Annotated in this window: 10 protein-coding genes; 5 read left to right on the top strand and 5 right to left on the bottom strand. The window is 69.6% G+C overall.

All coding sequences use genetic code 11. From position 1 onward, the window contains the following. Positions 1-373 precede the first annotated feature (373 nt). Together FM051_RS30915 and FM051_RS30920 are read right to left on the bottom strand one after the other, a co-directional pair. Complete coding sequence (locus FM051_RS30915; RefSeq protein WP_158849537.1) at positions 374-1,537, bottom strand: leucine-rich repeat protein; 1,164 nt, start codon at positions 1,535-1,537, stop codon at positions 374-376. A gap of 569 nt (positions 1,538-2,106) precedes the next feature. Next, a complete protein-coding gene (locus FM051_RS30920) occupies positions 2,107-2,748 on the bottom strand; it encodes a TetR/AcrR family transcriptional regulator (protein ID WP_158849538.1) in 642 nt (213 codons plus the stop codon). 161 nt (positions 2,749-2,909) lie between these two features. On the opposite strand from FM051_RS30920, the gene FM051_RS30925 reads away from it, so the two are divergent. The 5 genes from FM051_RS30925 to FM051_RS30945 all read left to right on the top strand — a co-directional run bounded on the left by FM051_RS30925 (position 2,910) and on the right by FM051_RS30945 (position 11,184). Next, positions 2,910-3,851: an ABC transporter permease gene (locus FM051_RS30925; protein WP_158849540.1), complete on the top strand. Its 942-nt coding sequence runs from the start codon at positions 2,910-2,912 to the stop codon at positions 3,849-3,851. Continuing rightward, complete coding sequence (locus tag FM051_RS30930; RefSeq protein WP_158849542.1) at positions 3,848-5,770, top strand: dipeptide/oligopeptide/nickel ABC transporter permease/ATP-binding protein; 1,923 nt, start codon at positions 3,848-3,850, stop codon at positions 5,768-5,770. The genes FM051_RS30925 and FM051_RS30930 overlap by 4 nt, the downstream gene beginning before the upstream one ends. Positions 5,771-5,870: 100 nt before the next feature. Then, positions 5,871-6,896, top strand: a complete 1,026-nt coding sequence (locus tag FM051_RS30935) for an ABC transporter ATP-binding protein (protein ID WP_202919102.1) — start codon at positions 5,871-5,873, stop codon at positions 6,894-6,896. Between the two features lie 213 nt (positions 6,897-7,109). Beyond that, complete coding sequence (locus FM051_RS30940) at positions 7,110-8,540, top strand: ABC transporter substrate-binding protein (RefSeq protein ID WP_158849547.1); 1,431 nt, start codon at positions 7,110-7,112, stop codon at positions 8,538-8,540. 127 nt (positions 8,541-8,667) lie between these two features. After that, positions 8,668-11,184: a beta-glucosidase gene (locus tag FM051_RS30945; protein WP_158849549.1), complete on the top strand. Its 2,517-nt coding sequence runs from the start codon at positions 8,668-8,670 to the stop codon at positions 11,182-11,184. Between the two features lie 79 nt (positions 11,185-11,263). On the opposite strand, the gene FM051_RS30950 is transcribed toward FM051_RS30945, so the two are convergent. The 3 genes from FM051_RS30950 to FM051_RS30960 form a co-directional block, all read right to left on the bottom strand. Further along, positions 11,264-12,418 carry an alkaline phosphatase PhoX gene (locus FM051_RS30950; protein WP_158849551.1) on the bottom strand — a complete coding sequence of 385 codons (1,155 nt, stop codon included), beginning with the start codon at positions 12,416-12,418 and terminating at the stop codon, positions 11,264-11,266. 193 nt (positions 12,419-12,611) lie between these two features. After that, positions 12,612-12,842 carry a proprotein convertase P-domain-containing protein gene (locus FM051_RS30955; RefSeq protein ID WP_158849553.1) on the bottom strand — a complete coding sequence of 77 codons (231 nt, stop codon included), beginning with the start codon at positions 12,840-12,842 and terminating at the stop codon, positions 12,612-12,614. Positions 12,843-13,108: 266 nt separating this feature from the next. Next, a complete protein-coding gene (locus FM051_RS30960; RefSeq protein WP_274383767.1) occupies positions 13,109-14,122 on the bottom strand; it encodes an AraC family transcriptional regulator in 1,014 nt (337 codons plus the stop codon). Between the last annotated feature and the right edge of the window lie 59 nt (positions 14,123-14,181).

Consider the following 14,181-nt stretch of genomic DNA (forward strand, 5'->3'; position numbering starts at 1 on the left):
CCGCCGGCGCCGTCGTGCGGCGCATCGCATTCGTGAATGCGCTATTACCGCAACCGGCGGGACCAGGTGGATTCCACATCGCCACGAATAACCTGAGGTGCCATTCCAGCGCAATCGTCTTCTAAGACCGTGTCTCAAGTGGAGGTCTTGGCGAGTCGTTTGAAGCAGGTCAGCGCTGCGGTGAGGGTGAGGAAGGCGCAGTAGTTGTCGGCACGGCGTTATTGTAGTAGCGGATGGTCAGGCGTCGGTAGCCGGTCGGCCGGAAATCGTGCGTTCCACGGGCCGACGAAGCTCCACGCGGACAAGGCCTACGACATCGACCACCACCGCCCCGCCGCGGTGCTGGACCTCAACACCGGATCAGGGTGCGCGATCAGGGCTTGGGACGGACCGCGAGCCCGGGGTTGCCGGACGGCTTGAAGATCGCCCACGCCGCAGGATCGCCGGCGTGGTAGACCGTCGCCATCGGGCTTCCGGTGAAGACGTCGGCCTCCTGCCTCGGCGGTGTCGAGCCCAGGTAGACCGCGGTCAGTGCCGGATTGCCCCGGACCGCGCCCGGTCCGAGCCGGGTGACGCCCGGTATGACCACTGTGGTCAGCTTCGCGTTGTTGGTGATGGCGTTGTGCCAGACCGTGGTCAGGCGAGGGGCGTGGACCCATCGCAGGTTCGAGAAGTTGGTGACCGCGTTCTTGTCCATCTCGGTGAGGGCGGGCAGGCGCAACCCGATGAGCTTGTGGTTCAGGTCGAAGCAGTTGATGCCCAGGTACTCCAGCTCGGGCAGGTTGACCGATACCAGCTCGTGGCTGTCGTTCAACGCGTTGCGACCGAGCCGTCGCAGCTGAGGCGCGGTGAAGTACTGGAGACGGGAGGCGTCGTCGAACGCGAAGTCGTCGACTTCGGTCGCGTTCGGCAAGTTCACCTTGACCAGGTACTGGTTGCGGCGGAAGGCGTCGTGGGCGATGGTGCCGACGCTGGGCAGGTACAGGACGCTGAGCTTGGCGTACGGGGCGTGGCCGAAGGCCATGACGCCGATCGACCGGGCGCCGCGCAGGCTCACCTCGCTGAAGTTGTGGTTGCTGAACGCGCCGTCGGGCACTGCGTCCAGGTCGTCGAGGACGAGCTGCTTGACCCACGTGTCCCACCAGCCGTTGTGCCAGAGGTAGGGGAATTTACCGCCCCGGGCCTGCTGGCCCGCGCACGGCAGCCCGGACGCGGGGGTGCACTCCCGTCCACCCTGGATGCTGCGCAGGTTGTAGACGTAGAGCCGGCTGAGGTTGCCCAGGCCGAGGTCGCGGTGCACGCCCTGCAGTGCGGCGAGGTCGCCGTCGGAGAGCGCCGTGCCGCCGGTGAGGTACAGCGCGATCCCGGTCGCCTTGGCGAGTTCCGGTTTGCGTTCGGCCAGGCGGGCCTTGAGGGCGTTGGCGGTGACGTCGTACTGGAACGCGAGGGTCCCCTCGGCCAGTTGGTGGTCGCCGGGTTTGCTGGTCCGATAGCTGTAGCCGTCGTTGCGGCGCAGATCGGGGTCGTTGGCGAACACCGGATCCGCTCCGGGATCGGCGGTCGGATCCTCGGGCAGCGCCCCTTCCGAGTACGGCAGGCCTCCGGCTCGAACGGATCCCCGCCCCGCAGCTGAAGTGGTGGATGTAGCGGAGATCTGCACCGACGTGCTCGTCGTGGTCGGTGCGCTCGAGGCAGCGACATCGGAGTCAGGGGTGGCGAGGTCGTCGACGACGCCGACGGCGCCAGGCGGCTCGGAGGAGTTCCCGCCCGAAATGAGGACGACCGCTCCGGCGCCCGAGACGGCGAGGACGATTCCGACGACGGCAAGGATGGCTTTTCGCTTCATATCGGTGTCTGTGTCGCTGCTTCGGAGTCGAGGTGGACGGGTCTGCCGCACGCCGCCGAACGGACGGGGTGCCGACTGCGGGTGACCCAGTAGGGGGCGATCCTGATCACGTTGAGCGATGTGAACGCTAACATCGAGGCGTTGCCGTCAACAAGGTCGCTTCAGCAAGTCTTTCGGCCCCAACCGATCCATGACGGATTCCGAAAAGATCTCAGGTTAACGCCGTCGGGACATCTGGCGCATGACGCTTGACTTCGCCCCTACTCGAGCTTTTCCGCACCTTGCGGTTGCGTGTCGCCGGGCTCGTCTGCCACACCCGAGGGCGGGGTCAGCCAGGTTTCGTAGAAGGCGTCGAAGGCGGCGACCATGTCCACGTCGCGGTTGTAGAGCCATTGGACCTGCAGGCCGTCCAGCAGCGCGAGAAGGACGGCGGCCGCTTGGCCGGGATCCCGGTCTGCGCGGATGCGGCCCTCCCGCTGGGCTCCACTCAGGTATTCGCCGACCTGCTTGCGCAGCCGTTCGTAGCGCTCGGTGAAGAACTCGTGGGCCGGGTGTGTCTCGACGATGGCCTCTGCCGACAGCATCGCGAACAGTTGCACGATTCCCGGTCGCTGCGCGTTCTGCCGCACCAGCTCGTGGAGGTTGGCGAGGTGTGCGTCGGTGAATGCGGCATTGTCCTCGTTGTCGCGTTCCTCGATCACCGCGGACAGCAGCGCCCGCTTGCCGCCGAAGTGATGGGTCAGCCCGGTCTCGCTGAGTCCGACGCGGGCGGCGATCTCGCGCAGCGACGAGCCGTGGTAGCCGTACTCGGCGAAGACCTCGATGGCGGTCTGCAGGATCTCGCGGCGGCGTTGGGCGGTCTTTGCGTACGGCCCTCGAGCCGCGGGTCTTGAGCTGGCCACGTCCGGAAACCTACCGGCAAACGAAAACCTTGTACATCCCCTGTTTTCGGGCTACGGTCCCCGCTCACAACCTCGAAATCCCGCCGTAACGCCCGCGAAGTGGAGTCGTCAATGGGTCGCATCGACGCGAGAAACCCCTGGTCACGGGTGGGGTGGTGACTATGGGGAGGCTAGTCGCCCGGCGGCTGCTGTGGGGCGTACCCATGCTGTTGGTCGTCTCGTTCTTCTCCTTCCTGCTGGTGTCGCTCGTTCCCGGTGACCCAGCCCGGTCGGTGCTGGGACCGCTGGCACCGCAGGAGCAGGTCGACAAGTTGCACCAGCAGATGGGCCTGGACCGTCCGCTGCTGGAGCAGTACCTGGGCTGGTTGGGCGATGCGGCGCGCGGGGACCTGGGGACGTCGCTGGTCACCGGGACCGGCGTGGGGCAGCTGCTCACGCCGCGGTTGCCCGCCACGCTGTCGCTGATCATCCCGGCGACGCTGACGGCGGCGCTGTTGGGGATCGCGCTGGGAGTGGCCAGCGCGGTACGCGGTGGCGTGCTGGGGCGGCTGGTCGATGTGCTGTCGATGCTCGGGCTGGCCGTTCCCGGGTTCTGGCTGGCGCTGGTGCTCGTCTCCTGGTTCGCGGTGCGGTGGCAGTTGTTCCCCGCCACCGGCTACACCGCTTTCGCGGACTCCCCGGTCGAGTGGCTGCGCTCGCTGGTCCTGCCGGTCGCGGCGGCCTCTCTCGGCGCGGTGACCGCGGTGGCCAAGCAGACGCGGGACTCGATGCTCGACGCGCTCAACCGCGACTTCGTGCGGGTGATGCAGGCCAACGGTCTGTCTCGCCGGTCGATCGTCTACCGGCACGCGCTGCGCAACGCCGCGATCCCCGTCGTATCCGTCCTCGGGGTCATTTGCGCGAGCCTGCTCGGCGCGGCTGTGCTGGTCGAGAACATCTTCGGTCTTCCCGGGCTCGGTTCGGGCGCGGCGCAGGCCGCCGTGCAGCACGACATCCCGCTGCTCCAGGGGACGGTCATCTACTTCACGCTCATCGTCATCGTCGTCGGCTTGGTCGTCGACGTGTGTCACGCCGGGCTCGACCCCAAGGTGCGTACGACGTGAGCGGGGCCGTCGGCCTCGGGCGCTTCCTCGGTGGCCTGTTGCGGCGCCCACTGGCGCTGGTTTCGCTGCTGTGGCTGCTCGCGGTCGTGTTCTGCGCCCTGTTCCCGGCCGTGGTGACCAGCCGCGACCCGCTGGAGCAGGATCTGCTCGCCTCGTTGCAGGGTCCGTCCGCGGCGCACCCGCTCGGTACCGACCGCCTAGGTCAGGACCTGCTCAGCCGGCTCGTGCACGGTGGGGCGAGCACCCTGTGGGGCGTTCTCGTCGCCACAGTGGTCAGCGTCGTCATCGGCGTCGCCCTCGGCCTGGTCGCCGGCTACCTCGGTGGCTTCGTCGACGCGATCACCGTGCGCATCGCCGAACTGCTGTTCGCCATCCCGGGCGTCATCATCCTGCTCGTCGTCTTCGCCGTGTTCCCGAACAACGTCACCGCCGCGATGGTCACCTTCGGGGTCCTGCTCGCCTCCGGTCTGATCCGCGTCGTGCGTTCCGCGACGATGTCCGTGCGGCAGGAGTTGTTCGTCGCCGCCGCCAGGGTGTCCGGCCTGTCCGACGCGCGGATTCTGTACCGGCACGTCCTGCCGCGCCTGACCAGCCTGGTCATCGTCCAGGCTGCGTTGATCGCCGCTTTCGCGCTGGTCACCCAGGCCGGCCTGGCGTTCCTCGGCTTCGGGCCGCCGCCGCCCCAACCGAGCTGGGGTGGTCTGGTCGAAGAGGCGCGCGGCGTCGTGGTGCAGGCCCCGTGGGCGCTGGTCCCTCCGGGAGCGGCGATCGCGTTGACCGTCCTGGCATTCAGCTTGCTGGGTGACGCCGTACGGGACGCGGCAACTCAGTCGTGGTCTTCGACCAAACTGGTACGGCGCACGGCGAGGCCCAGGGCATCATCACCCGGCGACACCGATGAGAGCCCGGCACCGGAGAAGACCCTGCTCTCAGTGCGCCACCTCTCGATAGCCATCCCGCTGCGTTCGGCAACCGGTGACCGCGCGCTGACGACGGTGGTGGACGACGTCTCCTTCGACATCAGTCCCGGTGAGGTCGTCGGTCTGGTAGGCGAGTCGGGCTGCGGCAAGAGCGTGACCGCGCTGAGCGTCCTGGGCCTGACCCCGGGCGGCGGCTCGATAACCGGCGGATCCTGCCTCTTCGCCGGAACGGATCTCGTTCGCGCGTCGGCACGGCAGTGGGGCGAGGTGCGCGGCCGGGGCATCGGGTTCGTCGCACAGGAGCCCATGGTGAGCCTCGACCCCACCGTCCGGGCAGGGGCACAGCTGGCCGAGGCGGTACGCCGGCACACGAAGGTGAGCCGCCGCGAGGCACGTCAACGCGCCGTCGACCTGCTGCGCAGCGTTCGCCTACCGGACCCGGCCGACGTGGCCCGCCGCTACCCGCACCAGATGTCCGGGGGCATGGCCCAGCGGGTGGCAATCGCCTTCGCCTTGGCCGGAAGCCCGAGCCTCCTGATCGCCGACGAGCCGACCACCGCTCTGGACGTCACCGTCCAAGCGGAGATCCTGGCGCTGTTGCGGACGCTGAGCCGCGAACGCGGCATGGCCGTGCTCATGGTGACGCACGACTGGGGCGTCGTCGCCGAACTGTGCGACCGCGCCATCGTGATGTACGCCGGCCAGATCGTCGAGGCCTGCACGGTGGACAGCATCTTCGCGCAGCCCCGCCACCCGTACACGGCCGGTTTGCTGCGCTCCGATCCCCACCGGGTGGTCGACGGGGAGCGGCTGCCCACGATCGCGGGTACCGTACCCGCCCCCACCGAGTGGCCGACCGGCTGCCGATTCGCCGATCGGTGCGACCTCGCCATCACCGACTGCCGCCGGGCACCGGTCCAGCTGAGCGACTCCGGTCCCGCGCACGTGGCTCGCTGCCTGCGCAGCGACGACCTTCTCCTCCAGACGGTGCCGACATGAGCGGGCGGAGCGAGCACGCGGGCGAGCCCGCCATCGGATGGAGCATCAGGCACAGTGCGCTTGGAGCCTCATGCGCGCCCGCAGCGAAGAGAGGACGGGCATGAGCGGCGAGGACCTGCTGAACGTGCGCGGTTTGCGCGTCGACTACGGCCGCGGGCGCGGTGCCGTGCGAGCCGTCGACGACGTGAGTCTGTCCGTGGCGCCCGGCGAGACGGTTGGCCTGGTGGGTGAGTCCGGGTCGGGCAAGTCCACGATCGGACGGGCGATCGTCGGGCTCACGCCGGTGGCCGGCGGGGCGATCACCTTTGCCGGCGAGGACATCACCCACGCGCGTCGCGGCCGGCGTCGGGAACTCAGCGCCAGCCTGCAGATGGTCTTCCAGGACCCGTACAGCTCACTCAACCCCGCCAGGACGGTGGGCGCCACGCTGGCGGAGCCGCTGCTGGCCCGCCGGGAGATCAGCCCGCGAGAACGTCTGGCGCTGGTGCAGCGGGCCCTGGAGCGGGTAGGGCTTCCGCCCGAGGCGGCGCGGCGCTACCCGGCCCAGTTCTCCGGCGGACAGCGGCAGCGCATCGCGATCGCCCGGACGTTGGTGGTCTCGCCGCGGCTCGTCGTCTGCGACGAGCCGGTCAGCGCACTCGACCTGTCGATCCAGGCACAGGTCATGAACCTGCTCGCGGACCTGCAGGCCGAGCTCGGGCTCAGCTACCTGTTCATCGCCCACGACCTCGGCGTGGTCCGGTACCTGTCGCAGCGCGTCGTGGTCCTGTACCGCGGGCAGGTCATGGAGTCAGGACCGGCCGCCGGCGTGTACTCCCGCCCCGCGCACCCGTACACCCAGGCGTTGATCGCCGCGGCGCCGATCCCCGACCCGAAGGCGGCGAGGGCCCGGCCGGCGGCGGCCGCACCGCGCGAGCAGGCCGAGCGGAACCTCCCCTCGGAGAGCTGTCGATTCGCGTCGCGCTGCCGATACGTGGTCGACGCGTGCACCCGACAGCGCCCGCCGCTGGTGCCCACCCGGCACGGCGGGCTGGTCGCCTGCCTGCGCCACGAGGAGATCGGCGCCCCCGCCGCTACCGACCACGCGGCGCCCCCGCGACCCGATCACGCCAACGCCACCCCCTGACCAGCCGCTTGGCGGCACAGCATCCCCCTCACCCTCCACGTTGGACCTCGAAGGAATCTCATGTCGATCCGCTTCATCGGCGCACGACTGGGCAGAACTGCCCGTTGGGCCGCTCTCCCGCTTGCCGCCGTCCTGGTTCTGACCGCCTGTTCGACTGGTTCCCCCAGCAGCGGTGGCAGCGGCACCTCGGTCGGGGACACCCTCACTTACGCGGTGTCCGGACCACCGACGCTCGACCCGTACAAGGCCAACCTCGACCCCAACAGCGCGGCGAACATCAACCTGGGCTACGCCGCACTGATCCGGATGAACCCCGACCGGACCTTCACCGGCGACCTGGCCGAGTCGTTCGGTTACACCGACAAGCAGAACAAGGTCTTCCAGCTGAAGCTGCGCGCTGACGTCAAGTTCGCCGACGGTACGCCGGTGGACGCCGCTGCCGTGGTCGCCTCACTGGAGTACTTCCGCAAGGTCGGGGTCAACGCCGCCAGTTGGGGCGGCTCGATCTCCAGCATCACAGCGCCGGACTCCTCGACCGTCGTGATCACCAACAGCACGTCCAACCCGGTGATGCCGATGCTGATGAGTCAGGCACTGCTGTCCGGCTCGATCATCTCCCCGGCGGGACTGGCCGACCCCGGCAAGCTGGCCCAGCAGACGTTCGGAGCCGGTCCGTACACGTTGGACCCGGCCAACACCGTGCCGAACGACCACTACACCTACACCGCGAACCCCAACTACTGGAACAAGGCGCAGCAGCGCTGGAAGAGGGTCGTGGTCCGGATCATCCCCGACGCCAACGCCACGGTGCAGGCGATCCAGGCCAACCAGGTCGACGCCGCCGCTGTCGGGCCCGACGCCGGACCGGCACTCACCGCCGCAGGCCTGCAGCACGTCAAGGCCGGCACAGCGCTGATGGGCATGGTGCTCGCCGACCGCGACGGTGCCGTCGCCGCCCCCTTGAAAGACGCGCGGGTGCGCCAGGCCCTCAACTACGCCATCGACCGGGCGGCGGTGACCAAAGCGATCTTCGGCGACTTCGCCGAACCGACCAGCCAGACGTCGATCCCCGGCTACGACGGGTACAGCGAGGCGCTGGACGGCCGTTACCCCTACGACCCCGACCAGGCGAAGAGCCTGCTGTCCGCCGCGGGATACCCCAACGGGTTCACGCTCATCGTCGAGACGCAGGGCTTCTTCGGCATCAACATCGTCACCCAGGCCGTCATCGCCCAGTGGAAGAAGATCGGCGTCAACGTCGAGCTGACCACCGACGCCCAGCCGCCGCAGTGGATCGCCAACGTGATGGCGCGCAAGTTCCCCGTCACCGGGTTCGGCTACGGCGCCCTGCCCACATACCTGTCGTCGCAGAACTTCATGCTGCCGACGGCCAACCCCTTCAACCCGTTCGGCACCGGTGACGACCAGCTGAACCAACTGCTCGCCCAGGCCGCGGCGGAGCCGGATCCCGCCAAGCAGGCCGCCGCGTACCAGCAGGCCACCACGCGCCTGTCGGAAGTGGCCTGGTTCGCCCCCGTGGCTCGGGTCGCCGGCATCCTCGTCGTCGGCAAGCGCCTCGCCAACATCGACCAGCCGGGCGGCGGGAACCTGCCCGACGTGCTGTCACTCCGCCCCTCCGCCTGACCACCAGAGACTGTGACCCGGTAAAACGGGCCCGGGACGTTTCTCGTCCCGGGCCCCCTCCGCGTGCCGCTTGCCCGCTCCTCGCCGGGATCCGTCGCATGCATCGATCTCCAGGAGGAGAACCACTGTGACCCAGCAACAGGTACGGACCACCGTTGGCGAGGGCGAACTGGCTCGTCGGCTCGCCGCATTGAGCCTGGAGCAGAAGGTCCGGCTGGTGACCGGGGCCGACGCCTGGGCGCTGTCCCCGGAGCCGTCAGTGGGGCTGCGCCGGCTGGTGATGTCGGACGGGCCCGCCGGTGTGCGGGGAGAGACCTGGGACGAGCGGCAGCCGTCGGCCAACGTCCCCGCACCCACGGCCTTGGCGGCCACCTGGGACGAGGCCCTGGTACGTCGGCTGGGTGGGCTGCTCGCGTTCGAGGCCCGGCGCAAGGGCGTGGACGTGCTGCTGGCACCGACCGTGAACCTGCACCGTTCGCCGTATGCGGGGCGGCACTTCGAGTGCTTCAGCGAGGATCCGCTGCTGACCGCGCGGATCGGGGTGGCGTACGTTCGCGGGCTGCAGGACGGCGGTGTCGCGGCCACCGTGAAGCACTTCGTGGCCAACGACTCCGAGACCGAGCGGATGACACTCGACGCCCGCGTCGACGAGCGGACTCTGCGCGAGGTGTACCTCGCGCCATTCGAAGCGATCGTCCGCGACGCCGGCGCATGGGCGGTGATGGCCGCGTACAACGCGGTCAACGGGTTCACGATGACCGAGAGTCCGTTGCTGCACCAGGTCCTGCAGGCCGAGTGGGGCTTCGACGGCGTGACGATGTCCGACTGGTTCGCCACCCGATCCACCGTGGCGGCGGCGAACGCCGGCCTCGACCTGGTGATGCCCGGCCCGCAAGGGCCTTGGGGCGAGGCCCTGGTCGCCGCCGTCCACAATGGCCTGATAGCCGAGGCGACCGTCGACGAGAAGGTGCTGCGCCTGCTGCGCCTGGCCGCCAGGGTCGGCGCCCTCGACGGCCTGCCTCCGGCCCCACAACCAGCCACGTACGACGATGCCGCCATCGCCGCGCAGCTGCGCCACGCCGCCGCAGCCGGGTTCGTGCTGGCCGGCAACCGCGATGGCGCGCTGCCGCTGGCACGCACAGGGCTCCGGCGCGTGGCCGTTCTCGGCCCCAACGCCGAACACGCCCGCACGCTTGGTGGTGGCAGCGCGACCGTCTGCCCGCCGTACACAGTCTCTCCGCTGGAGGGCCTCCGCACCGCTCTGCGGGGCACCGCGGAGGTCACCCACGCGGTCGGCGCGCAACCCCACACCCGTACCCCGATCGCCCGCGCGCCCTGGCTGCGACTTCCCGACGGCACCGGCGACGGAGTACGGGTGAGCTTCCTCGCCGCCGACGGAACGGTACTCGCAGGCGAAACACGCAGGAGCGGCTCGTACACCTGGCTCGGTTCCTTCGGCCCCGACGTACCGACCCACCGGGTGGCCCGGATCCGGGTACACACCCGGGTACGGGCCACCGAGCCGGGCGCCTACGAAGTCGGCTGTTCCGGCATAGGCCGCTTCGACTTGGCCGTCGACGGCTCGCCGGCCTTCGACGCCACACTCCAACTGCCACCCGAAGCCGACATGATGGCCGCCATGGTGGCCCCGCCGCAGCGGACGCACACCGTCCACCTCGACGCGGACGAGGATGTCGAAGTCATCCTGACCCATCACGTCGAGGCCGCGAGCGAATCCGCTCCGCCCGGCGTCTTCACCAGCTTCCAGCTCAACCTGCAACCGCCACGCGCGACTGACGAGGCCGACCTCGAACGGGCCGTGGCGCTGGCCCGTGACGCCGACGTCGCGGTCGTGGTCGTGGGCACGAACGAGGAGGTGGAGAGCGAAGGCTTCGACCGGACCAGCCTGGCGCTGCCCGGACAACAGGACGAACTGGTACGGCGCGTAGCGGCGGTGAACTCGAAGACCGTAGTGGTGGTCAACTCCGGCGCCCCGGTACTGCTCCCCTGGGCCGACCACGTCGCCGCGATCCTGCTCGCCTGGTTTCCCGGCCAGGAGTTCGGCAACGCGCTCGCCGACGTCCTGCTGGGCCTCGTCGAGCCGGGCGGCCGGCTGCCCACCACCTGGCCCGACACCGAACAGGCTCTACCGGCCACACAGCCCACCGACGGTGCGCTGCACTACGACGAGGGACTGCACGTCGGATACCGCCGGCACCGGAGCGGCGTCCCGGCACCCCGGTATCCCTTCGGGCACGGACTCGGCTACACGACGTGGGACTACCTGTCGATCGACGCACCGCCCACCGAGGAGGTGGACGGGGACGTGAACATCGCCGTCCGCATGCGCAACAGCGGCCAGCGCCCCGGCCGGGAGGTCGTGCAGGTCTACCTGCGCCGGCCAGGCAGCGCCATCGAACGCCCAGCCCGGTGGCTGGCGGGGTTCACCGCCGTCACCGCCGGACCGGGGGAAGAGGTCACCGCGACGGTACTGCTGACCGCGCGGGCCTTCCAACACTGGGACACCACAGACCGCCGTTGGAGCCTCGAGCCGGGCACCTTCCACCTCGACGTCGGCTCCTCCGCCGGCGCCGTACGCCTCACCGCCGATCTCGCCGTCCACACACCAACCGAGCCAACGTGAATCCGTTGCTGCGGATCGGCGACCGGTGGTGTCCGCCGGCGCCCCGACCGCGGGGCACCGGCGGAGAGGTCGTGTCAGTTCACAGGGAGGTGCGGAAGGGACCCGTGATCTCGTAGGTGATGCCGCCGCCGCTGCTGCCGGTGGTGCCGCGCTGGGACGAGAAGTACAGGCGGTTGCCCGCGGGGTTGAAGGCGACGCCGCAGAGCTCCGACGAGCTCTGGTTCGTCACGCGGACGAACGGGGCGACGACGTCGTCGGGGGTGATGACGCAGATCTCCATGTTGCCGCCGTCCTCGGCGACGTACAGGTCGCCCACGGTGGCACCGGTGATGTTGTCCACGCCGGTCAGCGGCGGGTTGGTGGTCAGGTTGTCGTCGTAGGCGACGGCGATGGTGTTGTCGACCGCGTCGTAGGCCCACACCTTGTTGTCGCCCTTGGTGGTGAAGAAGCAGGTGCCGTTGCGGTAGTAGCAGCCCTCGCCGCCGTTGAACACCTTCATGCCCGACACCTGCTTGCGAGTCCGGGTGGGGCCGCCGTCCGGGTCCGGCACGTTCGCCCAGGACAGCACACCGTTGACCTCCTTGAGCACCTGCAGGGTGCCCGAGGAGAGGTCGCCCCAGGTGGTGGGGACGAACCGGTAGAAGCCGCCGTCGCTCTCGTCCTCTGTCAGGTAGATCACCTTGCGGTCCGGGTCGGCGGCCGCGGCCTCGTGCTTGAACCGTCCCATCGCGTCCCGGCGCACGGCGGACTTCACGCCGAACGGGTCGGTCTCGAAGACGTAGCCGCGGTCGGTCTCCTCGCACGACAGCCAGGTGTTCCACGGGGTGGCGCCGCCCGCGCAGTTGCGGGTGGTTCCGGAGAGGATGGTGTAGGCGCCGACGACGTTGGCGTTGCTGTCGAAGCGCAGGGCGCTGACGCCGCCCGCGCCGAGGCCCATCTCGGCGTTGGACACGTAGATCCACCCCGTGCCGTCGGCGAGGCACGCACCGCCGTCCGGTGCGCTGTGCCAGACGTGGTTCGTGCCGGGCACGGTCTGGGTGGAGCGCGCGATCACCCGGCTGGTGAAGCCCTGCGGCAGCATGATGCCGTTGGCGTCGGCCGCTTGGAGCGATCCGTACGGGCTCGGTCCGGTCTGTGCCGGGTACCCCATCGCCTCCGGCCAAAGGGTGAACCCGAAGGCCACCGAGGTACCCGTGCCTACGACTGCCGTGCGGAGGAATGTACGACGATCCACGCTGCTCTCCTTCCAGTGCAACGGATTCCGCCCTTGGACTGCGCCCCGTGCCGATCTACGGGTCGAGTCAAGACAGCCAAGGTGAACGTGGCGTACACCGGGATGTGAACCGAGCCGCAACGGCCGGGTACAGCGCAGTGCCCGAAAACGAGGAACGAACAGGTTGATCGCAGCGGCGACGAATTCGCGGGCACTACTCGGGCCGGCCGGGCGTGAAACTGCGAGCGGCCCTCACCTGGACCTTCCAGGTGCCGTCGGGCGCGAGCAGATCGATCACCAGGTCACCGCGGTAAGTGTGCTTGATGTGCACCTCGACCGTGGCGGTGAAGCTGGACGTGCTCGCGCAGTCGGCGATGGAGATCGGGCTTGTCGCGGTGGCCGCGTCGGTCCCCCGGCGGGCCGCTGCCACCCGGCTCGCGGCCATCGGGTGGCGGCCTTGATGCGGCAGCGGAGTCCTGACAGCGGCCCGTCGTAGCTGTCGGCCTCGACCCGGATGATCGGCTAGCCCACCAGGAGCTGTTGGGGCGCAACGTTTCCGGCCGCAGCTCCCGCAACTCCTCGGACTCAGGATGTACCAGCCTGGACAGAGCGGCGAACCAGAACCGGTCTGCGGGCTCGTAACGGACCAGGCATGCCGGCTGCCGGCGAAGGACAGCAACTTCCGGGTCACCTTGTACAACAGGGACACGATCACCCGAGCATGCTCTCAAGCCGGTGACCCCGCTGCTCTGCCAGCGGCGATGACTTTTCGAGCGGCACAGGTGCGGGCTGGACAGTTCGCTCGGCCGCCAGGGAGGCAGTGGTCGCGATGCGCCGGAACTCGCTTGGGTTGACGCCTCGGACCCGTTTGAACGCTGCGCTGAACCCGAACGGGTTGGAGTACCCCACGGTGCGGGCAATGTCCGCGATGGTTGCGGCCTCCTGCTCGACCAGCAGGTCTGCCGCGAGCGTCATCCGCCAGCGGGTGAGGTAGGTCAGCGGTGGTTCGCCGACCAGGTCGGCGAACCGCTTGGCCAGCGTCGAACGCGACACCCCGGTGCGGTCCGCCAGCACCGCGACCGTCCATGGTGCCGCCGGTTCGGCGTGCAGCAGGCGCAGCGCGTCGCCGACCACCGGGTCCCGCTGGGCGGCCCACCAGGCCGGGGGCTCGCCGCCGGGTCGGTCGAACCACTCGCGCAGCGTGCAGACCAGCATCCAGTCCAGCAGCCGGTCGAGTACTACCTGCTGACCCGGCGTGTCGACGGCGACCTCGGCGGCGAGGTGGTCCAGCACGGCGTCAGCCGTGCCCCCGGCGTCCACGCGCAGCACGACGGGCAGCGCGTCCAGCAGTCGGCGGCTGATCTCGCCGCGCACCGGATAGGCACCGACGATCAGGGTCGTCGCACCGCGGCCGCCCCCGCCGCGGTCGTTCCAGCCGCGCCGGTGCCGTGTCCCGCCCTGCTCGGGCGTCGCGCAGTGCTCGCCGCACGCGATCGGTTCGGCCCGGGTGTCGACCTCGTCGACGAAGGTGAACGTCGCAGGGCCGCGCACGACGATCGTCTCGCGGGCGCGAAGCGGCTCGGGCGGATGGTGTTCCGGCACGATCCAGCCCGCCCCGGTGAGGACGGTGCACAGGGTCAGCGGCGCGCGGGCCTTACCCCCGGATGTTGGATCACGCAGCCCTTGGTCGAACATCCTTCCGCCGCAAGAGGGATGATCAACCAAGGGCTGCTGCCGTGATCAACCGGGTACCCATCGCCGACCGGGACATGAAGACAAGCTCA

It is taken from the genome of Saccharothrix deserti (assembly GCF_009769385.1).
Taxonomy (GTDB): domain Bacteria; phylum Actinomycetota; class Actinomycetes; order Mycobacteriales; family Pseudonocardiaceae; genus Actinosynnema; species Actinosynnema deserti.